Raw genomic sequence first — 24,480 nt, 5'->3', positions numbered from 1 at the left:
GCGGTCACCCGCTTCGGGCTTAACCTTGCCGGCATGAGTCTCGTTCAACCTACAGCCGCGCCCGCCCCGCGGCCCTTTCTTGGTATCGCCCATTCGGCCAGTGGCCGTTTCTGGCGCGAACGCATTGACGGGCGGGGAGCCCAGACGACGCTGGCCATGGTTCAGCGCTACAGTCTGCCCGAAATTCTCGCCCGCGTGCTTGTCGGTCGGGGGGTGGAGATCGAGGAGGCGCAAGCCTGGCTTGATCCCACGGTGAAGCGGCTGCTGCCCGATCCCGATTCGCTGACCGATATGGGGGCTGCCGTCACCCGGCTCGCCGATGCGGTCACAGCGGGAGAAGCGGTTGCCGTCTTCGGGGACTACGACGTCGACGGCGCGACCTCGACTGCGCTGCTGGTCGAGGTGCTGCGGGCCGCCGGCCTCGACCCCGCCTTCCACATTCCCGACCGCATCTTCGAGGGGTACGGTCCGAATATTCCCGCTATCGAGGCGCTGGCGGAGAAGGGCGCGAAGCTGCTCGTCACGGTCGATTGCGGCACGATGAGTTTCGAGCCTTTTGCCCGAGCCCGCGAGCTTGGCCTCGACGTGGTTGTGATCGACCACCACCAGGCCGGCGAAGCGCTGCCGGAGGTGGTCGCGCTGGTGAACCCCAATCGCGCCGACGATTTGTCCGGCCTTGGCCATCTGTGCGCGGTCGGTGTGGTCTTCGTCGTCGCGGTCGGGCTGTTACGCGAGCTTCGTCACCGTGGGTGGTGGAGTAGCGCCCGCCCCGCGCCGGATCTGCTCGAAGCGCTGGACATCGTGGCGCTTGGCACGGTGGCAGACGTGGTTCCGCTCGTCGGCCTCAACAGGGCTTTCGTCACCAAGGGGCTGCTGCAGCTTCGCAAGCGCCGACGGCCGGGGCTGACCGCCCTTATGGATGTGGCCCGCCTCACCGGGCCGCCAAAGGCGTGGCACCTCGGCTTTCTGCTCGGTCCCCGCATCAATGCCGGCGGACGTATTGGCGACGCCGCGCTGGGAACCAAGCTGCTGCTCAGCGCTGATCCGATCGAGGCGCAGGTGATCGCGACGGAGCTGGATCGTCTCAATACCGAACGTCAGCTCATGGAGCGCGCGATCGTCGCCCAGGCTGAAATGGAGGCGGAGGCGGCACTGGGGCATCAAGGGGCCACGCCGGTGATTCTGGCCAGCGGGCAGGGCTGGCATCCGGGCGTCGTGGGCCTTGTCGCCGCCCGCCTGAAGGAGAAGTTCGGCCGCCCGGCCTTCGCCGTCGCGTTTACCGGCACGCACGGGGCTGGGTCGGCCCGTTCCATTCCCGGTGTCGATGTCGGCAAGGCTGTTCGCGGGGCGGTCGATCGCGGGCTGCTGGTGAAGGGCGGCGGGCATGCGATGGCGGCCGGGCTGACGGTGGAGCGTGAGCGCCTCGGCGAATTGCGCGCCTATCTGGAAGAGGTGCTTGCCGAGGCGGTGGATGGTGCCAGGGCCGTCGACGAGACACTGATCGACGGCGCCCTTTCCGCGGCTGGCGCCACGCCTGATCTCATTGAGCTGATCGAGAAGGCGGGCCCCTTCGGGGCGGGCAATCCCCAGCCGGTCTTCGTGTTTCCCGCGCACCGGGTGGTCTATGCCGAGGCCGGCAATGGCGACCATGTGCGGGTACGCCTGCGCAGCTCGGACGGAACGGTTCTCTCGGCCATCGCCTTCCGCGCCGCGACGACGCCGCTGGGGCAGGCGCTCCTCGCCGCGCGGGGAAAGCAGCTTCATGTGGCCGGGATGCTGGAACTCGACACCTGGCAGGGGAGGGCGCAACCCAGCCTGCGCATCAGTGATGTGGCTTCGCTGGATAACCCATGAACATCAAAGCGATGGGGCAGCTTCCGGAATCAGAATGCCATCGGGCGCGGGGGAAGGCCGATCGCGGTGGATCGCGGCTTTACGCGACTGAATCAAAGCGTCGCCCGCTTGCCCTAACTGCCTGCCATGACTGGGCTTTCAGCGCGGTCTTCAACCTGAATCGGATTGTGAACCGGTGAACGCAACCGATTCTGGAGACTCGCGAAATCACAGGGTGGCGGTTGTCGGCGCGGGGCCGGCCGGGCTCGTCGCGGCCGAGACCCTGGCGGGCGCGGGCTGCAGGGTAACGGTCTACGACCGGATGGCCTCGCCGGCGCGAAAGTTCCTTATCGCGGGCCGGGGGGGCCTGAACCTCACCCATTCCGAAAAGCGCGAGGCGTTCCTTGCCCGCTATGGGCAGAGCGCCGCCTGGCTCGCACCGATGCTTGACGCGTTCCCGCCCGCCCGGTTGCGCGCCTGGGCCGAGGGGTTGGGGCAACCGACCTTTGTCGGGTCGAGCGGGCGGGTGTTTCCACGGGCCTTCAAGGCCTCGCCATTGCTGCGCGCCTGGCTGGCACGGCTGGACGGGCTCGGCGTTGAGCTGAAGCTCCGCCACGCCTGGCTCGGCTGGGATGCAGGGGGTGAACTGCGCTTCTCGGGCGTGGCGGGTGAGGACGATGAGGAGGCCAGTGTGGCCGATGCGACCGTGCTCGCGGTCGGTGGGGGCAGTTGGGCTCGACTCGGCAGCGATGGCGCCTGGACGACAATTCTCGCGGATGCCGGGGTCGATATCGCGCCGCTGCGTCCGGCCAATAGCGGCGCCCTGGTCGACTGGTCCGACACCTTCCGCACCCGGTTCGCCGGCGCGCCGCTGAAGCGCATCGCCCTGACGTCCGGATCCGCACGGGTGCGCGGCGAGGCGGTGATCGCCGCCAGCGGGCTGGAGGGCGGTGCCGTCTACGCGCTCTCGTCATTGCTGCGAGACGCCGTGGCGAGGGACGGGCGGGCGCGGCTTCTGGTCGATCTGCGGCCGGATCTGTCTGTCGACGCGCTGGCGGCCCGGCTGTCGGGCGGCCGCAAGGGGGAATCGACCGCGAACCGGCTGCGCAAGGCGGCCGGCCTGTCGCCCGCCGCCGCCGGACTGCTGCGAGAGGGGGGCCATGCGCTACCCTCGGAACCGGCGGCGCTCGCGGAACGGATCAAGGCCGTCCCGCTGGAGGTCGGCGGCATGGCCGGGATCGAGCGCGCCATCTCGTCGGCCGGCGGCGTCGCCCGTTCGGCCCTGGACGATCACCTGATGCTCCGGGCGCGCCCGGGAATCTTCATTGCCGGCGAGATGCTGGACTGGGAGGCCCCGACGGGCGGGTATCTGCTGCAGGGCTGTTTCGCTACCGGCTACGCGGCCGCCTGCGGCGTGCTCGCCCATCTCGGCCATGCCCCGCCTGCCCGCTGGAGCGGGCCGTGGTGTGCGGCGGATGAGGGAAAAGCGCGGGACGATGGCTGAGGGAGCATGCGCCATCGTCCCGCGCGGTTCACGAGACCTGCCGGGATTGGGCCTCGCGAAGACAGTGCCGTCCGCCGCGACGTCGCGGCGCGGTGAATGAATGTCACCAGCGGCTTCGTGCAAAGACGTACGCGGATGAAGTGACGTCGACAACAGTTATCTTTATGTATTATTATAGTTATAATCTGTATTGACGTATTTTTACTTGAATAAGCCCGCCCCAACGTCAGCTTGCGGCGTGCGGGGCGGCGGCGTAACTGGTTGTTTCCCGATCATGTCATTCGGATCCGCGGTGCCGTGATGGTATCGGTCGTGGGATCCGGATCGGGCCGGTGGAAAAGCCTTGCTGCTTGGCACCCAAGCGGCGGGGGCTCCCCCAGCCCGATGGATGCGAGGCCACGGAGGCGGGCATTGGCACGACTGTTTTTCCGGCGCGGACAGAGCGCGGAGGCGGCTCCCGATGCCGCCCGCGAACTCGCGGTGCGCGCGCGCGCCATGCTTGGCGTCGATGAGGACACCACCATCTCCATCAGCGAGATCGCCTGTGGCGATCCGGCCTGTGGAGGGGCGGAGACGGTGGTGCTGGTGATGCGTCCCGGCCGCCGAACCGAGGCGGCGAAACTGCTCAAGCCGTTGTCGCAGGTCACCGACGAGGATCTGCGCGAGGCGCTCGTGCCGCTGCATGACCCTGCGTCATGACAATTTATTTTCGTGCAAGTATTCGCGCGCAACTACATGCGGCAGAGCGGGTTGCGCGTTGAACTTCGAAGTAAAACAATTCTAATGTAAGTTCAAAGGCTTGCGATCGTTTGATGCGCTGGCGTACGAGTCCCCGCCACCACGGGCGCCGCTGAGGCGGCGGGGAGGAGAAACCATGCGAGCCAGATCATTGTTCGCCGCGCCGTTGCTGGCGGCTGTTGCGCTTGGCGCACTTGTCGTTGCCGGTCCGGTCCGCGCCGAGGGCGCACCGAAGGTCCACGATATCGTCGTGACCTATGCCAATATCGCCGAGGCGATGTACGGCGACAGCCTGACCACCGCGAAGGCGCTTCAGAAGGCGGTCAACACGTTCCTTGCCGCGCCGACCGAGGCCAATCTCGACGCCGCGAAGGCGGCGTGGAAGGCCGCGCGCGTACCTTACCAGCAGACCGAAGGCTTCCGCTTCGGCAATGCCATCGTCGACGATTGGGAAGGGCGCGTGAATGCCTGGCCGCTCGACGAGGGGCTGATCGACTATGTCGACAAGAGCTATGGCGATACGTCGGACGAGAACCCGCTCTACACCGCCAACGTGATCGCCAACACCAAGGTACGCGTCGGCAAGAAGACCATCGATGCCACCAAGATCACGCCCGAACTGATCGACAGCCTGCAGGAAGCGGGTGGTGTCGAATCCAATGTCGCGATCGGCTATCACGCCATTGAATTCCTGCTGTGGGGCCAGGATCTCAACGGCACCGGGCCCGGCGCGGGCAAGCGCCCCGCCACCGATTACGACACCAAGAACTGCACCAACGGCCATTGCGAGCGCCGCGCGGCCTATCTCAAGGCGGCCACCGACCTGCTGGTCTCGGATCTCGAGGACATGCACAAATGGTGGGGCAAGAAGGGCAAGGCCCGCGCCGCGGTGCTGAAGCAGAAGCGCAAGGCCGCGCTCGGCACCATTCTCACCGGTCTGGGTTCGCTGTCCTACGGTGAACTGGCCGGCGAGCGCATGAAGCTCGGCCTCATTCTCCACGATCCCGAGGAGGAGCATGACTGCTTCTCCGACAACACCCACAACTCGCACTATTATGACGAGCTGGGCATCGCCTCGATCTATCGCGGCACCTATACCCGCGTCGATGGCTCCGTTGTCGAGGGAGCCTCGGTTGCCGCCTATGCGAAGGCCAAGGCGCCGAAGGCGGCCGAAGAGGCGGATATGAAGGTCGACGCGGCGCTGGCGGCGCTCAAGGCGATCAAGGACGAAGCCGACAGCGGCAAGGAAGCCTACGACCAGATGATCGGCGAAGGTAACGTCGAGGGCAACGCGCTGGTGCAGAAGGGCGTCGAGTCGCTCGTGGCCCAGACCCGCGCCTTTGAAGGCGTCGTCGGGGCGCTTGAGCTGAAGATCAAGGTTGAAGGGTCCGACAGCCTGGACGATCCGTCCAAGATCGGCGAGTAGGTTTGTCATGAAGAACGGCGGCGCGGGTTTCTCGCGCCGCGCCTTCCTTGGTGCGGGCGCGGCTCTGGGCGCGATGGCGGTGGTTGCGCCGTCGCGGACGGGGTTCGCGCGCGTGCCGGCGCCGTTCGTGCCCACCCGCACGCTCACCCTGGCCTCGGGCGAGGCCGAGCTTCGGCTTCTGGGTCCGGACAAGCCGGCGACTGCCATCTACGCCTATGACGGCGAGCCGTTCCGGCAGATCCGCGTTCCGCGCGGAACGCGGCTGGAGGCGACCTATCTCAATGGCCTCGACGAAGGCTCGTCGCTGCATTTCCACGGCATCCGCATGCCGAACGAATATGACGGCGTGCCCCCGCTGACCCAGCCGCTGGTGCAGCCGGGAGGGCGCTTCGTCCATCGGCTGCCGCTCGACGATCCCGGCACCTTCTTCTTTCATCCCCATTGCGACGAGACCGGGCAGGCCGGTCGCGGCCTGGTCGGCGCGCTCATCGTCGAGGATCCGCGCGATCCCCATTTCGATGTGGACGAGGTGCTGTGCCTGAAGGACTGGCGCCTGGCGGACGACGGCGGCTTCCTGGAACTCAGCGAGCCGGACGGCGCCTCGAAGGCCGGCACGTTCGGGGGGACCCGCACGGTGAACGGCGTGCCGGTGGCCGAGATCGCGGTGCCCGCCGGGGGTGATGCGCGCCTGCGCATTCTCAACGTCGATTCGACGCGCATCATGGATATCGGCGTGGAGGGCGCGCAGGCCTGGCTCATCGCCGTCGACGGCCACGCCCTGCCGCCGATCCTGCTCGACGAGCTGCCGGACGGCATCTGGCGCATGGGCCCGGCGCAGCGCATCGACATCCATGTGCGCATGCCGCTGAAGGGCGGTCCGGTGACGGTGGGAGACTACCGGGCGGCGGACATCTACCACTTCGCCACCCTGCGGGCGGACGGCAAGCGCGCGCGCAAGCCGGGCAAGGAGCCGCATGACAAGGGTGAGCCTGGCAAGGGTGCGCCTGACAAGGGCGCGCTTGCGCTGCCCCGGCCCGAACTGCCGTTCCCGGAGATCGAAACCGCCGAGCTGCACTCCTTCACGCTGCAGCAGGCTACCGACGCGGCGGTGAAGAATCTGGGCCTTCCCCCGGACGACCCGCTGGCCAAGGCGCTGGTGGCGAGCTTCTGCGTGGGCGCGACGACCTACTGGTCGATCGGGCAGATCTCGTGGTCGACCGGGAACCGGCTCGGCCTGCCGCCCCCGCTGGCGGTGATGCAGGAAGGGCGCAGCTACCGCATCGAGATCAAGAACGAGACGCGCTACCCCCATCCCATCCATCTGCACGGCCACGCCTTCTATGTGATCAGTTCCAGCAAGGGGCGGCTGCCGCAGCATTTCGCCGACACCGTGCTGGTCCAGCCGGGCGAGGCGGTCGAGATCGCCTTCGTCGCGGCGCCGGGCGACTGGGTGTTCCATTGCCACATCCTCGAACACATGGAGACCGGGATGATGGGCTGGTTCCGGGTGATATGAGGCGCGCGGCGGGCTCTTCGCGGAGAGGATGGCTGCGCCTCGCCATGTGCGTCGCGCTGCTGTCCGCGGCGGGGGCGGTGAGCGCGGACGACACGCGCCTCGACGCGGCGATCGGCAAGGCGCTGTTCGAGCGCCCCTGGGTGCCCGCGCCCAGCTCGACGCGGGCCAATGACGGACTCGGCCCGCTGTTCGATGCGCGCTCCTGCTCGGCCTGTCATCCCGGCGCCGGCCGTGGCGCGACGGCGCTCGATGCCCATGGCCGTCCCGAAGGGCTCGGGCTGGTGCTGTCGCTGTTCCGCGCCGATGGCGGACCGGACCCGACCTATGGTCATCGTCTGGAGACCATGACGCTGCCGGGCGTTCCCGTGGAGGGAATGATCGGTGTCACGGTCGAGGAGGGCCGGCGCGTGCCGCATGCGGACATGCTCGGTTACGGCGCGCTCGATCCGGCGACGCATGTGTCGCTGCGCGTGGCGCCGGACCTGCGCGGGCGCGGCGGGCTGGAGCGTGTTTCCGATGCCGCGATCCTCGCCCTGGAGGACCCCGATGACCGCGACGGCGACGGCGTGCGCGGCCGGGCCCGGCGGCTGGCGGTCTCCGAGGGCGGCTCGTCGATCGGCCGCTTCGGATGGAAGGCCAGCCACGCCACGATCGAGAGCCAGAGTTCGGAGGCATTTTCGCTCGATCTCGGCCTTTCCACGCCGCTGCGGCTGGAACCCTGGGGCGACTGTACCAAGGTGCAGACCCAATGCCGCAACGCGCCCCATGGCCGCGAGGGGGAAGGCGAGCCGGAAATCACCGGCGCGATCGTTGACCGCATCGTGCTGTATCTGCGCGCGCTCAAGGCGCCGGCGACGCAGACCGAGCCGCGCGCGGCCGCGCTTTTCGCCGCGACCGGCTGCGCGGCCTGCCACCGGCCCTCGCTGCCGGCGACCAGCGGCGCGGACGTGAGCTTGTATACCGATGTGCTGCTTCACGATCTCGGCCCTGGACTGGCCGATACCTCGGGTGTGCCGGGGGCCGGGGCGTCGGAGTGGCGTACGGCGCCGTTGGCCGGGATATCGGGCGCGCTGGCACATGGCGCCGGTCTGCTGCACGATGGCCGCGCGGCGAATGTGGCCGAGGCGGTGCGCTGGCATGATGGCGAGGCCGCCGGGGCCCGGACCCGTTTCGAAGCTCTTGAGGCGCGCGACCGGCAGACGCTGGTCGATTTTGTATCCTCTCTCTGAGTGAGGTCGATGATGAGCCGTTCTCCCTTTGCGCTGGGACTGGCGCTGCTGGGCCAGATCGGGCAGGCCGCGCAGGGCGTTCCCGCCGTGGCTGCCGCGACGACGTTCCTCACGGGTGTGTTCGCGACGCGGGCCCACGCCACCGCCGTCTCGGCGCCCGATGTCGTCGAGCAGTGGCTGCTGCCGCGCTACGACAAGCTGGCGGCGGACGCGCAGGCGCAGCTCGTGGCGTGGGAAGGCTTCTGCAAGGCGCCATCGAAAGAGGGCGTGAAGGAACTCAAGGCGCGTTTCGATGCGCTGTCGCTCGACTGGTCCGGCGTCGAATTCATCACCTTCGGTCCGGTGATGCTGTCGCTGCGGGCCGACCGGTTCAACCTGTTCCCGGAACGGCGCAATGCCGTCGGCCGCTCGGTGGCGGAGCTTATCAGCGACGAGACCGATGAGCGGCTCCAGCCCAAGCGCTTCTTTCGCCTGAGCGCGGCGGCGCAGGGGCTGCCGGCCATGGAACGCCTGCTCTATGACGAGGGCGCCGACGCCGCGCTCCTTTCCGGCCCGGAGGCGGGCCGCCGCTGTGCGCTCGGTCTCGCCATCGCCGGCAATCTCGCGAAACTGTCCGGTGAACTGCGCGAGGGCTGGGGCGACCGGTCGACGGCACTGCTCGGCCAGCTCTATGCGGGAAAATCCGACCCGGTGTTCTTTCCCGATCCGAATGCGCTGCTCAGCCAGATGGTGACGGATCTTGCCGGGGCCTATCAGCGCGTCGTCGACCAGCGGCTTCTCGTGGTGCTCGGCAAGAACATCAACGAGGCGAAGCCGCTCATTTCCGACCGCCGGCGCAGCGGGCTGTCGAAGGCGACGATCGTGGCGGTGGTGACCAGTGCCGGGGCACTGGGCGAGCGCCTCGCCCAAGGCCTTGATCCGAAGTCCCAGCAGGCGATCGCGACGGTGATGAACGGCGCCGTCACGGCCGCCAAGGCATTGCCCGAGGACATTGGCGCGGCAGCGGAAACGGAGGCCGGGCGCAAGCAGATCGAGACCGCGATCGCCGCGTTCAAGGCCGCCCAGGCCAGCGTGGCAGACCCGCTGGCTGCCGGGCTTGGTGTGCCGCTCGGCTTCAACGCGCTGGATGGCGACTGAAGGAGGCCGCAATGGGTATTCTCGATCTCTCCCGCCGCACTCTGCTGAGCCGGTTCGGTGGTCTTGCGATGGCGCCGCGGGTGCTTTTCGGCGGGGCCGCGCACGCGCAGGATCATCGGCTTGAGGCCGAATGGCTGGCGACCGCCGGCGTCGAGGGCGGCTTCGCGCCGGTCATGCTCTCCCCCGACTTCAGCGCCACCCAGGTCAAGGCCGGCGTGCAGCGTCTGCACTGGGTCGAGCCGAACCCGGACGGGCGCACGGCGATTGCCGTGGCGCGCCGTCCCGGCACCACGGCGGTGCTGTTCGCGCGCCATTCCGGCACCGTCCTCGCCACCTTCGAGCCGGGAGCGGACCGGGTGTTCTCCGGCCATGGCCGCTTCATCGAGGGCGGGCGGCGCTTTCTCGCGGTGGAAATCGAACGCGAGAGCGGGAAGGGCATCGTGACCCGGCGCGTTGTCGAGGCCGATTTCGCGATTGAAGCCGAATGGGCCTCCTCCGGCATCGGCCCGCACGACATGCTGCCCGCCGGCGGCGTTCTGGTGGTGGCGAATGGTGGTATCGAGCCCCATACCCCGGAGGCGCTCGGCGCGGAGATTGCCGGCGCGAGCATCGCCCGGCTCGATACCGAGACCGGGGCGGTGCGCTCGGTGGCCGAGCTGGAACCGGATTTCGCCTCGCTGTCGCTGCGCCATCTCTCCAGCGGCCACGACGGCCTGACCGTCGTCGCCGCCCAGGATCTTCTGGCCGATGGCGAGGCCCGCCCGCTGGTCTTCGCGGTGGAGGGGGAGCGGCTGCGCGCCTTCGAGGCGCCCGACGAGGAATGGCGGCAGTTGCGCACTTATGTCGGCTCGGTCGCGGTCGATGCGTCGGGCGCCTATGTGGCGGCGGCAAGCCCGCGCGGCAATCGCGTCGCGATCTGGAAGCGGGACGGTCACTTTCTCGGCTCGCTGCCGCTGGTGGATGGCTGCGGCCTGGCGCCGACGCGCGAGGCCGGGCAGTTTCTGGCGACCAGCGGGCTGGGCGAAGTGGCGCTCCTTAAGGCCGATGACGAAGGCGTGGGCGTCATCGCCCGCCGTTCGGGCGGACCGCGCTTCGACAACCACGCGGCACTGGCCGTGAACTGAACCCGCCGCACGGTTTTCGCGCCACTCACTGAGCCATCGCCGCCGCCGGCCTCTGCCGCCGTGGGCGCGTGGGTCGACGTGGTGTGCGGAGTTCCACCGGGAACGTCGCGCCCGGTGGTCATGTCGGCCGTCCCGACCCGCATGCGGCCTTCGCGCGCCGTGTTCGGGAGAGCGCCGGGGCGGCGGGCTGGCGTCGGCAAGACGAGGCCACGCGCCTGCGTCAGGGAAGCCCTCCGATAGGTGCGATTGTCCTCGGCGCTCATTTCCCGAACCGGCGGTTTCAACTCTCTTTCGTTGCACCATTCGACAGCAAGCTACGTATACAATGCGGAGGTTGCGCCGGAGCGGGCCCGTCTTCACGGTGCGCCGAACTTGCCGGTGCGCCGTATCGGCCTATCTGCTGACTGTCGAGCCGGGAGAGAGCTTCTGTTGAATCGTCGCGATGTACCGACCGATCCGCTTTCCGCTCTCTACGAGCCGATTTTGCAGCATCGAGGGCCAGCGCCGTTCGTCATCGCCCAGCTGGGGCAGTCGCTTGACGGGCGCATCGCCACGCCGACGGGAAAGTCGCGCGACATCAACGGCTCGTCCGGTCTCGACCATCTTCATCGCCTGCGCTCGGTCGTCGACGTGGTCGTGGTCGGTGTCGGTACCGTCGTGGCCGACGACCCGCAGCTCACCACGCGCCGCGTGCCGGGACGCAGCCCGGTGCGGGCCGTGATCGACCGCAGCGGGCGATCCGCGCGCGATTCCAAGTGGCTGCGTGCGGATGGCTGTCAGCGCATCGTGTTCTCGGAGAACGCAGATGGCTGGCCGGACGAGGTCGAGCGCATCGGCACCGAGCAGGACCCGGACATCTTCGAGCCCGCAAGGCTGCTCGCCGCGCTGGCGCAGCGGGGCCACCGCACGATTTTGATCGAGGGCGGCTCCTGCACCATCTCGCGCTTCATCGATGCCGGCCTCGTCAATCGCCTCCACATGTGCCTCGCGCCGATCATCCTGGGGTCAGGCCGTCCGGGGCTGGCGCTGAAGCCGATCGACGAACTCGACGACGCGCTTCGGCCGCAGGCGCGTACCTACTTCCTCGATGACGGCAATATTCTCTATGATTGCGATCTGAACAGTCACATGCGGGGAGGAACGCATGCCGCCCTCTGATGCGCGCAAGGCCGCGCCGGTTGCCGCGCCGGTCCGCTACAGCGCCGCCGCCCGCTGGTTGCACTGGGTGGTGGCGGCGTTCGTCGTGTGCCTGATCCCGCTCGGGATCTACATGGTCGCGCGCGGCGAGGCGACGAACTTCGATGCCGTGACCGGCACGCTCTACAGCCTGCACAAGCTGTTCGGCTTCATCGTGCTGTGGTTCATTCTACTGCGCGTGCTGGTGAGACTGCAGCGCGCCGCGCCGCCCCCGGTCGCCACGCTCACCCCGCTGGAGCGCGTGGCCTCGCATGTGGTCCATGGCGCGCTCTATATCATGCTGGTCACGGTGCCCCTGCTCGGCTGGGCGGGGATTTCGGCCTATCCCGCGCTGGACGTGTTCGGGCTGTTCAACCTGCCGGCCATCCTGTCGCCCGATCAGGAACTGGCGAACCGCATACTCGGCAATCACAAGCTGGCGGCGCTGCTTCTGGGAGGGCTGGCGCTGGTGCATATCGCGGCCGCCCTGCGCCATCGCTTCCTCAAGCGCGACGGCGTGTTCCAGCGGATGTGGCCGCCGAACTGACTGAGGGGTCAGGCGCGCGCGAACAGGTCCTGATGGCCGATTGTCACCGCCTCGGCCTTTGCGCGCGCCGACGCCCAGTCCGCAAACGCCTGCCGCCCCTCCGGCTCGATCTCGGTGGCGGCGCCGGCGAAGCCGTCGGTGAGGGCGGCGATGAGGCCGGCCTCGTTCCGTGTCAGCTGCCATGGACTGTCGCCCGACCATATCGCGTAGCCATGCCGTGACAGGATCTGGCCAAGCGTGGCGCTGGCAGTGGGCCCGAGCGCCGGCCCGAATCCCTTGTCGCCGCGCTGGTGCCGGTTGAAGGCGGCGATGACCCGCGCGTCGAGCGGGTCGTCGGGTCGCCAGCGCGCGGCGCCGTCATAGTTCAGCACGGCATAAAGCGGCAGCCGGCGGTGCGCCGAGCGGGCGACGAGGCGCTCCAGCCACGGCGCGGAGACGAGGTCGAACAGCGCGGCGCAGGTCACGAGTTCGGCGCCGACATCGCTGAAGTCGAGATCGCGGACGGTCAGGTCGGCGCATTCGAAGCGGACGTCGATCTCCCGCCCGTCCTTGTGGAGCCGGATGCCGGTGGCGGTCTCGCTCGCGCGGTCGGCCCACCCGCCAAGGACACGGCGAGCCTTGCTCAGCAGCGCGTCGTCGCCATCGATCAGATGCCAGCGCTGCAGGGCGGGGAGCAAGGGAGCGAGCGCGCGCAGGTTGGAGCCGGTGCCGCAACCCAGATCGACGATGGCGAGGGACGGGCGGTCCTGGAAATGGCGGCGCACCTGCTCGCCAACCTCCTTGTTGCGCGAGGCGTGGTCGACAGGTTCACGCAGCGCCAGCCAGTCGGCATCGAACCCGCTCATCGGGGCATCTCCTTCAAGGCGGTCATGATGGCGTCGGCGGTCTGCGACCATCTCGGAAGCGCCTGCGCGTGACGCCACGCCTCGTCCGCCATCCGGCGGCGGCGGTCCGGCTCGTCCAGCAGCAGACCGATGGCTTCGGCGAGGTTGGCGGCGTCGTTGGCGGGCACCAGCAGCGAGGCGCCCCGGGGCACGGTGTCGGGAATGGCACCGGTATCGGTGGCGACGATCGGAAGACCGCACGCGAGTGCCTCGGTGAGGCCCATGCCATAGCCCTCGAAGAGCGAGGCCGAGACGAAGAGGTCGGCGGCCGCGAACTCCTCGACGAGCGCGTGCGCCGGGAGCGCGCCGGTGAGGCTTATGCGGTCGGTGAGGCCGCGCGCCGCGATGCGCTGCTCAAGCGCGCGCGTTTCCTGCCGGTCGCGGTCCGTTGCGCCGACGATGTGACAGGTCCAGTCCCGCGTGGTCAGCCGGGCCAGCGCCTCCACCAGCACGCCATAGGCCTTGCGCGGGATCACGGCGCCGACCGAGAGCAGGCGGGCAGATGTTCCGCCGCCATGCGCGCGGGACGCCGGATCGGTGCCGGGCAACGCGACCACCAGCTTGCTCCGCGCAACGCCGAAGTCTTGTTCCAGCAGGCGCGCGGTCGCGGGGCTGGTCGCGATGACAATGGAGGCTTCGGCCAGCGCGGCCCGTTCGCTCGCGACGAGCTGCGAGCGCAGCGCGTCGTCAAGGCCGGTTTCCAGCGCCAGCGGGTGATGAACCAGCGCCGCGAGTGGACGCCGGAGCGCACGCAGCATCGTCGCCGGCAGGACGCCGAGGGCCAGTCCGTCGACCAGAACCGCCTGTCCTTCCGGCAGCGCATGGAGGAGCTTCCGGCTCTGTGCCAGCTCTTCCGGTGAGGGAAAGGGAAACCCGCCGGGCAGGGCGAGATGCGTCACATCCCATCCCGCGTTCCGGCACTCGGTGATCACCCGCCGGTCATAGGCATAGCCGCCTGTGGCCAGGCCAAGATCGCCGGGAATGGCGAAGGCGAAGTTGGTCACGGGGCGGCCCTCAGCCGAGGCTACCCTCATAGCTGGCGCGCGCCAGATCCGTCTCATGGAGTGTAACGCGGATCTTCGAGAGCCCCGCGCCGTCCTCGCCCAGCGCGCCGGAACGGGCGGCGGTGGCCATGGCATCGAAGATGTGCCGGGCCAGAAACTCGGTCGTGGTGAGCGTGCCGGCAAAGACCGGCAGGGTGTCGAGATTCTGGTAGGCGAGGGGCTGAAGCGTTGTCTTCAGCACGTCGAGCGCGGCGCCGATGTCCACCACGACGTTCTTCGTGGTCAAGGTCTCGCGAAAGAAGGCGACGTCGACGACGAAGGTCGCGCCGTGCATTCCCTGAGCCGGGCCGAAGAACGGATCGGGCAGCGAATGGGCGATCATGATGCGATCGCGAACCTCGACACAGTACATGGCGTCTCTCATCGGTAATCGAGCAGGATCGCCAGGGCATCCTCCTCATGGGTCAGCAGGTGCGGCAGCCGGGCCGGCGCCTGCGCGAACGGTATGACATGCGTGACCAGCCGGTCGAAGCGCGGATCGTCCAGCAGCGCGAGGGCCTTGGCGAGCCGCCGGGCGTGCGGCCATCGGGGCCGACGCAGGGGAGATACGGAGCCGACCTGCGAACCGATCAGTTGCAGGCGGCGGCTGTGGAAGCTTTCCCCCAGCGGAATGGAAGGCGGGCGGTTCCCATACCAGCTCAGTTCCACGATGCGTGCCTCGAACCCGCCGGCCGCGAGCGCGGTCTTCAGGCCGGCGGCGCTGGCGCTGGTGTGGAACACGATGTCGGCATCGTCACGGATCGCGTCCGGCGCGGCGAAGGCGGCACCGAAGCTCTGCGCCAGTGCCGACCGGCCCGGCTCCACATCGACCAGCGTGACATCCGCCCCCGGCAGCGCGGCCGCCAGCGCGGTCAGGAGCAGCCCGACCACGCCGCCACCGACGATCGTGATGCGATCGCCGGGGCCCGCGCCGGCGTCCCACATGGCGTTGAGGGCCGTTTCCATGTTCGCCGCCAGCGTCGCGCGCTCGGGGGGAACGCCTTCGGGCACCGGCATCGCCGACGCGACGGGAAGGAGATAGAGGTCCTGATGCGGGTAAAGCGCGAACACGGTCCGGCCGATCCACGCGGCGGGACCGGCTTCGACGATTCCCACGCTCTGGTAGCCATACTGCACCGGAAAGGGGAACTCGCCGTTTTGAAACGGGCCGCGCATCCGCTGATATTCGCTGGGGGGAACGGCACCTTCGAGGACGAGCCGCTCCGTGCCCCGGCTGACAGCGGAGGCGAGCGTGCGCACGCTCAGCATGTCTGCACCCGCCTCGCCGAGCGGGGCAGGCTTCAGCTCATAATGCCCCGGTGCCACGCACCAGAGCTGCTGCACCGATCTGTAATCCGGTTGTGGCATAGCGGAATGCGCCCCCCTTGCCGCATCGTGTGTCCATAACAGGTGCGGATGGCACTTGGATCCCAAAAACGGCGTGAACCGCTGGCGCACTGTGGCGTACAAGCAAATGTGGATTGTCGAAGGAGCACACCCGGTGTGCGGAGCAGAGTGTCTGTATGAGTTCGGAAGATAGAGTTGCCGAAGACTTCTTTCCGGCCATCGTCGCGGTAGAGGGACGTACGCCGACCGGGACGCAGTCCACGCGGCAGCTCTGGCGCCGGCGGGCTCTCGTCGCCCTGCTCAATGCCGCCACCTATGCCGGGCTGGTCGTGCTGTTCGTCAGGCTGCTCGCGCATGGCGGCTTCTCGCTGCTCGACGGGTTCCTGCTGCTGGCCTTCTGCCTCTCCACGCCATGGACGGTTCTCGGGTTCTGGAACGCGCTGATCGGGCTCTGGATGCTGCATGGCCCCGCGGACGCGAAGGAGGCGGTCTATCCCTACGCCGCGAAGGCCGCCGACGACGCGCCGATCACCGTTCGCGTGGCGATGGTGATGACGTTGCGCAATGAAGATCCGGTGCGGGCCTTCGCGCGTCTGCGTGTCATGCACGACGAACTCGCGCGCAGCGGGGCCGGCGATCATTTCGCGTGGTTCGTGCTCTCGGACAGCACGCAGGCAGAGATCGCGGCGCAGGAGGAGGCGATCTTCGCGGACTGGCTGTCGAGCCTTGAGGGCGGTGCGCGGGTGCACTATCGGCGCCGCACCGACAATGAGGGCTTCAAGGCCGGCAATATCCGGGAGTTTCTTGAACGTTGGGGCGATGCCCACGACCTGATGCTGGTGCTCGACGCCGACAGCCTGCTCGGCGCGCCGACCATTCTGCGCATGGTGCGGATCATGCAGGCCAATCCGATGCTCGGCATCCTGCAGAGCCTGGTTGTCGGCATGCCGTCCCGCTCGCCCTTCGCGCGGATCTTCCAGTTCGGCATGCGGCACGGCATGCGTTCCTACACCATGGGCGCGTCCTGGTGGGCCGGGGATTGCGGCCCGTACTGGGGGCACAATGCGGTGATCCGCATCGCCCCGTTCAAGGCCCATTGCGAGCTTCCCCGCCTGCCCGGACGCGGCCCGCTGGCGGGTGCGGTGCTCTCCCACGACCAGATCGAGGCGGTACTCATGCGCCGTGCCGGCTTCGAGGTGCGGGTGCTGCCGGAGGAGAGCGAGAGCTTCGAGGAAAACCCGCCGCATCTGACCGAGTTCACACGGCGCGACCTGCGCTGGTGCCAGGGCAACATGCAGTACTGGCGCCTGCTCGCCATGCCCGGCCTGCTGCCGATGAGTCGCTTTCAGATCGCCTGGGCGATCCTGATGTATGTTGGCGCGGTGGCGTGGATCGCGTTCATGGTGCTCGCCGCGGTCAAGCTGTTCGAGCCCGTTCGCTTCGACGAGCCGTTCCCCGCAGGCCTCGCGCTGACGATCTTCGTCGCCACCTTTCTCATGAGCCTTGCCCCCAAGCTCGCCGGCCTGCTGGACGTGCTGTTGAGCGCGGATGAGCGGGGGCGTTATGGCGGCGGGGCCAGACTGCTGGGCGGCACGTTCCTCGAATTCCTGTTCTCCGTGCTGCTGGGGCCCGTGGTCGCCTTCCGCATCGCGATCTTCATGGTCGGCCTGGCCTTCGGCCGGACGGTGACCTGGGAAGCGCAGGCGCGAGACGCCGAGCGGCTGTCCTGGCGCACCGCGATCGCGGGGCTGTGGCCGCAGTTCCTTTTCGGGCTGCTGATCGGCGGTCTCCTGTGCGCGTTCGCGCCGGCGGCGCTGGTCTGGGCGCTGCCCGTGCTGGTGGGGCTGCTCGGCGCCATACCCTTCGCCGTGCTGACCTCGGATCCCGCCCTTGGACGCTGGCTGAGCGGCGCGGGCGTGTGTGCGACGCCGGAGGAAGTGATGCGCGCGCCCTGGCTCGCCGTGCTGGGTGGCAGGTCCGAAACCGTGTGAGCGTCGGCACCGGCTCGGGACAATGCAACAGGGCGCTGGTTGAATGCCTGTCTTGCGTGCAGCGTTCGCAGGTGCGGGCGTCGCAAGAATGTATACACATAATCAAATGGCTGGATGCACTTGTGATGCATCCTGAGCACTGTGCCCAAGTTTTGGGCGGTGGGATGCTACGAAGTTTGAATTAGACCTCCGTCGTATGACTGCCTGCCCCGGGATCGCCCTTGGCACGGCCATTGCAAACCTTCCCTGCTGGCACGCGGACGGGGGTCCTGCGTGCGAACTCCAGAAGGGAAAGAACATGCTCAACCTGTTGACCCAGGCGCGGCGCATGGCCGGTCGCGTCGCCGTTGGCGCGGCTGCCGTGGCGCTGGCCGCGGCCAGCGTGCCGGCTCACGCGCAGGAAACGATCAAGGTCGGTGTGCTGCATTCACTGTCGGGCACCATGGCGATCAGCGAGACCACGCTGAAGGACACCGTGCTCTTCATGGTGCAGGAGCAGAACGCCAAGGGCGGTGTTCTTGGCAAGAAGCTTGAGGCGGTTGTTGTCGACCCCGCGTCGAACTGGCCGCTCTTCGCCGAGAAGGCCCGCGAGCTGCTCGCGAAGGACAAAGTCGCGGTCGTGTTCGGCTGCTGGACCTCGGTCTCGCGCAAATCGGTGCTGCCGGTGTTCAAGGAGCTGAACGGCCTCCTGTTCTACCCCGTGCAGTATGAAGGCGAGGAGAGCGAGCGCAACGTGTTCTACACCGGCGCCGCCCCGAACCAGCAGGCGATTCCGGCGGTCGACTACCTCATGGAGAATGAGGGCGTGGAGCGTTGGGTGCTCGCGGGCACCGACTATGTCTACCCGCGCACGACCAACAAGATCCTTGAAGCCTATCTGAAGTCGAAGGGCGTCAAGGAAGAAGACATCATGATCAACTACACGCCCTTCGGTCATTCCGATTGGCAGACGATCGTGGCCGACATCAAGAAGTTCGGTTCCGCCGGCAAGAAGACCGCCGTTGTCTCGACCATCAATGGCGACGCCAACGTCCCGTTCTACAAGGAGCTTGGCAACCAGGGCATCAAGGCGACCGACATTCCGGTCGTGGCGTTCTCGGTGGGTGAGGAAGAGCTGGCGGGCATCGACACCAAGCCCCTCGTCGGCCATCTCGCCGCCTGGAACTATTTCCAGTCGGTCGACACGCCCGAGAACAAGGCCTTCATCGAGAAGTGGCGCGCGTACACCAAGAACGACAAGCGCGTGACCAATGACCCGATGGAGGCCACCGTCATCGGCTTCAACATGTGGGTCAAGGCGGTCGAGAAGGCCGGCACCACCGATCCGGACGCGGTGATCGACGCGCTTATCGGCGTTGCGGTGCCCAACCTCTCCGGCGGCTTCTCGGCCATGATGCCGAACCACCACATCACCAAGCCGGTGCTGATCGGCGAGATCAAGGACGACGGCCAGTTCGACATCGTCGAGCAGACGCCGGGCCTGATCGTCGCTCAGGAGTGGTCGCCCTACCTCGAAGGCTCCAAGGACCTGATCGCCGATTGGCGCTCGCCGATGAGCTGCGGCAACTTCAACGTCAAGACCGGCAAGTGCGGCGGCGCCGGCCAGTGAGCCGGACCACCCGCTGACGCGGTGATGCGCGGGACACACGCCGGTCGCCTTCGGGCGGCCGGCAACCGCCCCGCGCTTTCCGGGAAAGACGGCACCGCCTTTCCCTCGCCGCCGGACCTGCTCCGGCACCCGCAGCGCCATACCGATGGATCATGATGATCTCACGCGCACGCTGCCGCAGCCTGACCTGCGCACTCTTCGCCGCCCTGCTGGCCATGGCCACGCTTTTCCATGCCGGCCGCGCCTCGGCCCAGGACATCAGCGAGCCGCTTGCCCAGCTGACCCAGGACAATTACGGCGCCACCGAGTCGGCGCTGGGCGCGCTCGCCCTCAGCGGCAACCCGGCGGCGACCGGCATCGTGTCGGCGCTGGCGGGTGGCAAGCTGGTCTATAGCACCTCCCTCCCGCGCCATCTCTTCATCCAGGGCGACAAGGGACTGCTCGACCCGGTCTCGCTTGAGCCGGTCGCGGATCCCGGGCCGGTGAAGCCGGTGCGTGTGAACAACCGCGTCCGACGCGCCATCGAAGCGGCGAACGGGGCCATGTCCCTGACCAGCCCGGATGCCGCCAAGCGCCTGGACGCGGCGGCGGCGGTGCTGCGCTCGCGCGATGAGGCGGCGCTTCCCGCGCTTGAGACCGCGCTCGCCAAGGAGGCCGAACCAAGGGTCAAGTCGGCGATGACGCTGGCCCGTTCCGCCATCATCATCGGCAAGGAAGGCGTGCCGCCGGAGATGCGCATCAAGGCCATCGAGCTGGTCGGTGCCGAGGGCAACCAGGACGCGCTCGCCGTGCTGCGCAGCGTGCCCAACGACGCCATCCCCGAGGTCAAGGAAGCCGCCGCGAAGGAGATCGCCGGCATCGAGCGGAACCTCGCCATGTGGGGCGTGGCGCAGAATGTCTGGTACGGGCTGTCGCTCGGCTCCGTGCTGCTGCTCGCCGCGATCGGCCTCGCCATCACCTTCGGCGTGATGGGCGTGATCAACATGGCCCATGGCGAGATGGTGATGCTGGGCGCCTACACCACCTTCGTGGTGCAGGAGGCGATCCGCACCTACAATCCGGCGCTGTTCGACGTGTCGCTGATCATCGCCATCCCGCTGGCCTTTCTCTTCACCGGCCTGATCGGCGTGATCATCGAGCGCACCGTCATCCGCTTTCTCTATGGCCGGCCGCTGGAGACGCTGCTGGCGACCTGGGGCATCTCGCTCATCCTGCAGCAGGCCATCCGCACCATATTCGGGCCCACCAACCGTGAGGTCGGCGCGCCGAGCTGGATGTCCGGCAATTTCGAGATCGGCCAGCTCGCCATCACGTCCGGCCGGCTGTGGATCATCGTGTTCGCGATGCTGGTCTTCGTCGCACTGCTCGCCGTGCTTCGGCTCACCCGTATCGGGCTGGAGATGCGGGCGGTCACCCAGAACCGGCGCATGGCGGCCTCGATGGGCATCCGCACCAACTGGGTCGATGCCATGACCTTCGGCCTGGGCTCCGGCATCGCCGGCATGGCCGGCGTGGCGCTGTCGCAGATCGACAACGTCTCGCCGAACCTCGGCCAGGGCTACATCATCGACAGCTTCCTCGTCGTGGTGTTCGGCGGCGTGGGCAATCTGTGGGGCACGCTGGTCGGCGCCATGTCGCTGGGCATCGCCAACAAGTTGCTTGAGCCCTATGCCGGCGCCGTGCTGGGCAAGATCGCGCTGCTGGTGATCGTGATCCTGTTCATCCAGAAACGGCCACGCGGCCTGTTCGCCCTCAAGGGGAGGTCGATCGAGGCATGAACACGACCGATACACGCCCGCCGGCCCTGCTTGGCACCAGCGGCCTGATCTTCGTCGGCATTCTCGTCGCGGCCGCCATTCTGGTGCCGGTGCTGAACCTACTCACCTCGCCGGACACCGCACTGCATGTGCCGACCTATGTGGTCTCGCTGCTCGGCAAATATCTCTGCTACGCGCTGCTCGCGCTCTCGGTCGACCTGATCTGGGGCTATGTGGGCATCCTCTCGCTCGGCCAGGGCGCGTTCTTCGCGCTCGGCGGCTACGCGATGGGCATGTATCTGATGCGCCAGATCGGCACGCGCGGTGTCTATGGCGACCCGGTCCTGCCCGACTTCATGGTGTTCCTGAACTGGAAGGAACTGCCCTGGTTCTGGTATGGCTTCGACATGTTCCCCTTCGCCGCGGTGATGGTGGTGCTGGCACCGGGCGCACTGGCCCTCGTCTTCGGCTGGTTCGCTTTTCGCTCCCGCGTGACGGGCGTCTATCTGTCGATCATCACCCAGGCGATGACGTTCGCCCTGCTGCTGGCCTTCTTCCGCAATGACATGGGCTTCGGCGGCAATAACGGCCTGACCGACTTCAAGGACATTCTCGGCTTCAACATCCAGGCCGACGGCACGCGCGCCGCGCTGTTCGCGCTCTCCGCACTCGCGCTCATTCTCGGTTATGTGCTGTGCCGCTTTCTGGTGCGCTCGCATTTCGGCAAGGTGCTGATCGCGATCCGCGATGCCGAGACCCGCGTGCGCTTCACCGGCTACCGGGCGGAGAACTACAAGCTCGTGGCCTTCGTCGCCTCGGCCATGCTGGCGGGCGTCGCGGGGGCGCTCTACGTGCCGCAGGTCGGCATCATCAACCCGTCCGAATTCTCGCCGGCGAACTCGATCGAGATCATCGTCTGGGTGGCCGTGGGGGGGCGCGGCACACTGGTCGGGGCGGCGCTGGGCGCCGTGCTGGTGAACTACGCCAAGACCTATTTCACCTCCGGCATCCTCGCCCCGTACTGGCTGTTCATGCTGGGCGGGCTGTTCGTGGCGGTGACGCTGTTCCTGCCCAAGGGGATCATCGGCACCTTCTACGAGTGGCGCGACAGGCGTAACCCGCCGCCCGACGAGGCTGGCGAGCCCATCGCCGAACCCAGGCCCGCGGAGTGAGGGACACGCCATGAGCGACACAGAAACGCTTGCTCCCGACATGCCGGCGGCCGGAACCGGCCCGGAGGGGGGCTCGACCGAAGCGCTGACCGAGGCGCTGCTCTATCTCGACGGCGTGACGGTCACCTTCGACGGTTTCCGCGCGCTCAACGCGCTTTCCTTCACCGTCGACCCCGGCGAGATGCGGGCCGTGATCGGGCCGAACGGCGCCGGCAAGACCACGATGATGGACGTGATCACCGGCAAGACCCGCCCGGACAAGGGCGACGTGTTCTTCAACAGCGGCACCACCGATCTCACCAAGCTGGATGAGACCGAGATCGCGACGCTCGGCATCGGGCGCAAGTTCCAGAAGCCGACCGTGTTCGAGAGCCACACCGTGCTCGACAATCTGCGGCTGGCGCTGAAGGGCCAGCGCGCCGCGCTCGCGAATATCTTTCGCAAGGAGACCGCGTTCGAGCGCGAGCGCATCGACGAGATCTTCGAGACCATCAAGCTCACCGAGCACCGTGGGCGTCTCGGCGGCAATCTCTCCCACGGGCAGAAGCAGTGGCTGGAGATCGGCATGCTCCTGGCACAGGATCCCAAGCTGCTGCTGGTGGACGAACCCGTGGCCGGCATGACTGACGCGGAAACCGCGCAGACCGCCGAACTGCTGCGTGAGATCAACGCCAATGGTCACTCGGTCGTCGTGGTCGAGCACGACATGACCTTCGTGCGCGATCTCGGCGTGCGCGTGATGTGCCTGCACGAAGGCTCGGTTCTGGCGGAGGGAACGCTCGACCAGGTCAGCGCAAATGAGCGCGTCATCGAAGTCTATCTGGGGCGCTGAGCGTATGCTGGAAGTTCACGACATCAACCTCTTCTACGGCGCCGCGCAGGCGTTGCGCGGTGTGTCGCTCAAGGCCGAGGCCGGCAAGGTGACTTGCGTGCTGGGGCGCAACGGCGTGGGCAAGACCAGCCTGATGCGTGCCATTGTCGGGCAGGCCCCGGTCGCCAAGGGCAGCATCCGCTTTGAGGGGCAGGACATCACCACCATGGCGCCCTCCGAGCGCGCGCGCCGGGGCATCGCCTTCGTGCCGCAGGGACGCGAGATCTTCCCGCTGCTCACCGTCGCGGAGAATCTCCAGACCGGCTTCGCGCCGCTGAAGCGCGCGGACCGCTCCATCCCCGATGACGTGTTCTCGCTGTTCCCGGTGCTCGATTCCATGATGCGCCGTCGCGGCGGCGACCTTTCCGGCGGCCAGCAGCAGCAGCTCGCCATCGGCCGGGCACTGACGATGCGGCCCAAGGTGCTGGTTCTGGACGAGCCGACGGAGGGCATCCAGCCCTCGATCATCAAGGACATCGGCAACGCCATCCGCTACTTGCGGAGCAAGGGCGATATGGCCATCGTGCTGGTCGAACAGTATTTCGACTTCGCCAAGGAACTGGCCGACCATTTCATCGTGATGGAACGCGGTGCCGTGGTGATGTCCGGCGACGGCGCCGCTCTTGAGGATCCGGATGTACGCAACCGAATTGCCGTTTGATCGCGTCCCCGCCACCTCGATCCCGGTCGAGCGGCGCGGACAAGGCCGGCTTTCGGTGGAGGTCCATGGGCGCGAGGGCCGCACGGTGCGCGGCACGGTGGAGGAGTCCGGTTTCGCCCGGGCGCGCTTCCCGCTGTCGGGCCGGCGCGGGCGCGCACTGGAGGCGGTGCTCATCAATACGGGCGGGGGTCTGGCCGGTGGGGACAGCTCGGAAACGACCATCCGCGCGGCACGCGATGCTCATCTCGTGGTCACGACCCAGGCGGCGGAGAAGGTTTACCGCTCGGATGGCTCCACGTCGCACATCGCCGTGAAGCTCACTGTGGGCGAGGGTGCCAGCCTCGACTGGATGCCGCAGGCGACGATCGTGTTCGACGGGGCGCGTATCGAGCGTTCCATCTCGGCGGAGATCGCGCCGGACGGGCGGCTGCTCCTGATCGAGCCGGTGGTGCTCGGGCGGACGGCGCGTGGTGAGCGCTTCGCCTCGGGGCGCCTTTATGACAGCTGGCGCGTGCGGCGCGACGGCCGGCTCATCTATGCCGATGGGCTGGTGCTCGATGGCAATGCTGCCAGCACTTTGGACCGGCGGGCCGCCGCCGGCGGCTGGGCCGCTTTCGCCACCCTGCTGCTTGTCGCGCCCGACGCGGAGAGCCGGCTGGACGACGTGCGCGCCGCTCTCGGTTTGCCGGACGACCTGCCGGAGCATCTCGAAGCGGGAGCCAGCGCCTGGGACGGCATGCTGTCGGTGCGGCTGCTCGCCCGCGATGGCGCGCCGCTGGAGGCCGCCCTTCGTCGCGCGATTGCCGCGTTCGGAATCGCCGACGTCCCGCGCATCTGGCATTCCTGATGCAAGCAACGCCGCCTGATGCACGCCGTGCCCGCTTCGACCCAAGCCTCGCTGTTCAGTACCCGGAG

The 24,480-nt window shown here is 68.0% G+C and carries 21 protein-coding genes; 17 read left to right on the top strand and 4 right to left on the bottom strand.

Annotated features, from left to right (window positions below; all coding sequences use genetic code 11):
- Positions 1 to 33 precede the first annotated feature (33 nt).
- The 10 genes from recJ (at position 34) to G3A50_RS01035 (ending at position 12,230) form a co-directional block, all read left to right on the top strand.
- Positions 34 to 1,854 (top strand): single-stranded-DNA-specific exonuclease RecJ, encoded by a 1,821-nt coding sequence (gene recJ / locus G3A50_RS01080; protein WP_163073390.1) that lies wholly within the window; start codon positions 34 to 36, stop codon positions 1,852 to 1,854.
- Positions 1,855 to 2,068: 214 nt separating this feature from the next.
- On the top strand, positions 2,069 to 3,337 hold the full coding sequence (locus G3A50_RS01075; protein WP_163073389.1) for a TIGR03862 family flavoprotein: 1,269 nt from the start codon (positions 2,069 to 2,071) through the stop codon (positions 3,335 to 3,337).
- 411 nt (positions 3,338 to 3,748) lie between these two features.
- Positions 3,749 to 4,036 (top strand): hypothetical protein, encoded by a 288-nt coding sequence (locus tag G3A50_RS01070; RefSeq protein WP_163073388.1) that lies wholly within the window; start codon positions 3,749 to 3,751, stop codon positions 4,034 to 4,036.
- 175 nt (positions 4,037 to 4,211) lie between these two features.
- A complete protein-coding gene (locus G3A50_RS01065; RefSeq protein ID WP_163073387.1) occupies positions 4,212 to 5,501 on the top strand; it encodes an imelysin family protein in 1,290 nt (429 codons plus the stop codon).
- A gap of 7 nt (positions 5,502 to 5,508) precedes the next feature.
- On the top strand, positions 5,509 to 7,017 hold the full coding sequence (locus G3A50_RS01060; protein ID WP_163073386.1) for a multicopper oxidase family protein: 1,509 nt from the start codon (positions 5,509 to 5,511) through the stop codon (positions 7,015 to 7,017).
- Positions 7,018 to 7,061: 44 nt separating this feature from the next.
- A complete protein-coding gene (locus tag G3A50_RS01055; RefSeq protein WP_170308620.1) occupies positions 7,062 to 8,246 on the top strand; it encodes a di-heme oxidoredictase family protein in 1,185 nt (394 codons plus the stop codon).
- A 12-nt stretch (positions 8,247 to 8,258) separates the two neighbouring features.
- Complete coding sequence (locus G3A50_RS01050) at positions 8,259 to 9,383, top strand: imelysin family protein (protein ID WP_163077162.1); 1,125 nt, start codon at positions 8,259 to 8,261, stop codon at positions 9,381 to 9,383.
- Positions 9,384 to 9,394: 11 nt separating this feature from the next.
- Complete coding sequence (locus tag G3A50_RS01045) at positions 9,395 to 10,507, top strand: DUF1513 domain-containing protein (protein ID WP_163073384.1); 1,113 nt, start codon at positions 9,395 to 9,397, stop codon at positions 10,505 to 10,507.
- Between the two features lie 429 nt (positions 10,508 to 10,936).
- A complete protein-coding gene (locus G3A50_RS01040) occupies positions 10,937 to 11,665 on the top strand; it encodes a RibD family protein (protein ID WP_163073383.1) in 729 nt (242 codons plus the stop codon).
- Positions 11,652 to 12,230, top strand: coding sequence for a cytochrome b (locus G3A50_RS01035; protein ID WP_163073382.1), 579 nt, complete (start codon positions 11,652 to 11,654; stop codon positions 12,228 to 12,230). Before G3A50_RS01040 ends, G3A50_RS01035 begins: the two co-directional genes overlap by 14 nt.
- An 8-nt stretch (positions 12,231 to 12,238) precedes the next feature.
- On the opposite strand, the gene G3A50_RS01030 is transcribed toward G3A50_RS01035, so the two are convergent.
- From G3A50_RS01030 to G3A50_RS01015, 4 genes are read right to left on the bottom strand one after another with little or no spacing between them, the layout of a single operon-like run.
- Positions 12,239 to 13,075: a class I SAM-dependent methyltransferase gene (locus G3A50_RS01030; protein WP_163073381.1), complete on the bottom strand. Its 837-nt coding sequence runs from the start codon at positions 13,073 to 13,075 to the stop codon at positions 12,239 to 12,241.
- Entirely contained in the window at positions 13,072 to 14,118 is a 1,047-nt protein-coding gene (locus tag G3A50_RS01025) for a glycosyltransferase family 4 protein (RefSeq protein ID WP_163073380.1), read from the bottom strand. Before G3A50_RS01025 ends, G3A50_RS01030 begins: the two co-directional genes overlap by 4 nt.
- A 10-nt stretch (positions 14,119 to 14,128) precedes the next feature.
- The gene (locus G3A50_RS01020; protein ID WP_163073379.1) at positions 14,129 to 14,530 is read right to left on the bottom strand and encodes a 6-pyruvoyl trahydropterin synthase family protein; all 402 of its coding nucleotides are present in this window, start codon (positions 14,528 to 14,530) and stop codon (positions 14,129 to 14,131) included.
- A gap of 8 nt (positions 14,531 to 14,538) precedes the next feature.
- Positions 14,539 to 15,525 (bottom strand): MDR/zinc-dependent alcohol dehydrogenase-like family protein, encoded by a 987-nt coding sequence (locus tag G3A50_RS01015; RefSeq protein ID WP_163073378.1) that lies wholly within the window; start codon positions 15,523 to 15,525, stop codon positions 14,539 to 14,541.
- Positions 15,526 to 15,638: 113 nt separating this feature from the next.
- Between G3A50_RS01015 and mdoH the strand changes: the two genes are divergently transcribed.
- The 7 genes from mdoH (at position 15,639) to G3A50_RS00980 (ending at position 24,412) form a co-directional block, all read left to right on the top strand.
- Entirely contained in the window at positions 15,639 to 17,495 is a 1,857-nt protein-coding gene (mdoH, locus tag G3A50_RS01010) for a glucans biosynthesis glucosyltransferase MdoH (RefSeq protein ID WP_281355830.1), read from the top strand.
- 298 nt (positions 17,496 to 17,793) lie between these two features.
- Positions 17,794 to 19,104 carry an urea ABC transporter substrate-binding protein gene (gene urtA / locus G3A50_RS01005; protein WP_163073376.1) on the top strand — a complete coding sequence of 437 codons (1,311 nt, stop codon included), beginning with the start codon at positions 17,794 to 17,796 and terminating at the stop codon, positions 19,102 to 19,104.
- 152 nt (positions 19,105 to 19,256) lie between these two features.
- On the top strand, positions 19,257 to 20,882 hold the full coding sequence (gene urtB / locus G3A50_RS01000; protein ID WP_425483432.1) for an urea ABC transporter permease subunit UrtB: 1,626 nt from the start codon (positions 19,257 to 19,259) through the stop codon (positions 20,880 to 20,882).
- The gene (gene urtC / locus G3A50_RS00995; RefSeq protein ID WP_163073375.1) at positions 20,879 to 22,033 is read left to right on the top strand and encodes an urea ABC transporter permease subunit UrtC; all 1,155 of its coding nucleotides are present in this window, start codon (positions 20,879 to 20,881) and stop codon (positions 22,031 to 22,033) included. Before urtB ends, urtC begins: the two co-directional genes overlap by 4 nt.
- A 40-nt stretch (positions 22,034 to 22,073) precedes the next feature.
- The gene (gene urtD, locus G3A50_RS00990; protein ID WP_163077158.1) at positions 22,074 to 22,865 is read left to right on the top strand and encodes an urea ABC transporter ATP-binding protein UrtD; all 792 of its coding nucleotides are present in this window, start codon (positions 22,074 to 22,076) and stop codon (positions 22,863 to 22,865) included.
- Positions 22,866 to 22,869: 4 nt separating this feature from the next.
- Positions 22,870 to 23,565: an urea ABC transporter ATP-binding subunit UrtE gene (gene urtE, locus G3A50_RS00985; RefSeq protein WP_163073374.1), complete on the top strand. Its 696-nt coding sequence runs from the start codon at positions 22,870 to 22,872 to the stop codon at positions 23,563 to 23,565.
- On the top strand, positions 23,540 to 24,412 hold the full coding sequence (locus tag G3A50_RS00980) for an urease accessory protein UreD (RefSeq protein WP_163073373.1): 873 nt from the start codon (positions 23,540 to 23,542) through the stop codon (positions 24,410 to 24,412). The genes urtE and G3A50_RS00980 overlap by 26 nt, the downstream gene beginning before the upstream one ends.
- The last annotated feature ends 68 nt before the right edge of the window (positions 24,413 to 24,480 follow it).

It is taken from the genome of Ancylobacter pratisalsi (assembly GCF_010669125.1).
GTDB lineage: Bacteria > Pseudomonadota > Alphaproteobacteria > Rhizobiales > Xanthobacteraceae > Ancylobacter > Ancylobacter pratisalsi.
This window is presented reverse-complemented; position numbering and strand designations above follow the sequence as displayed.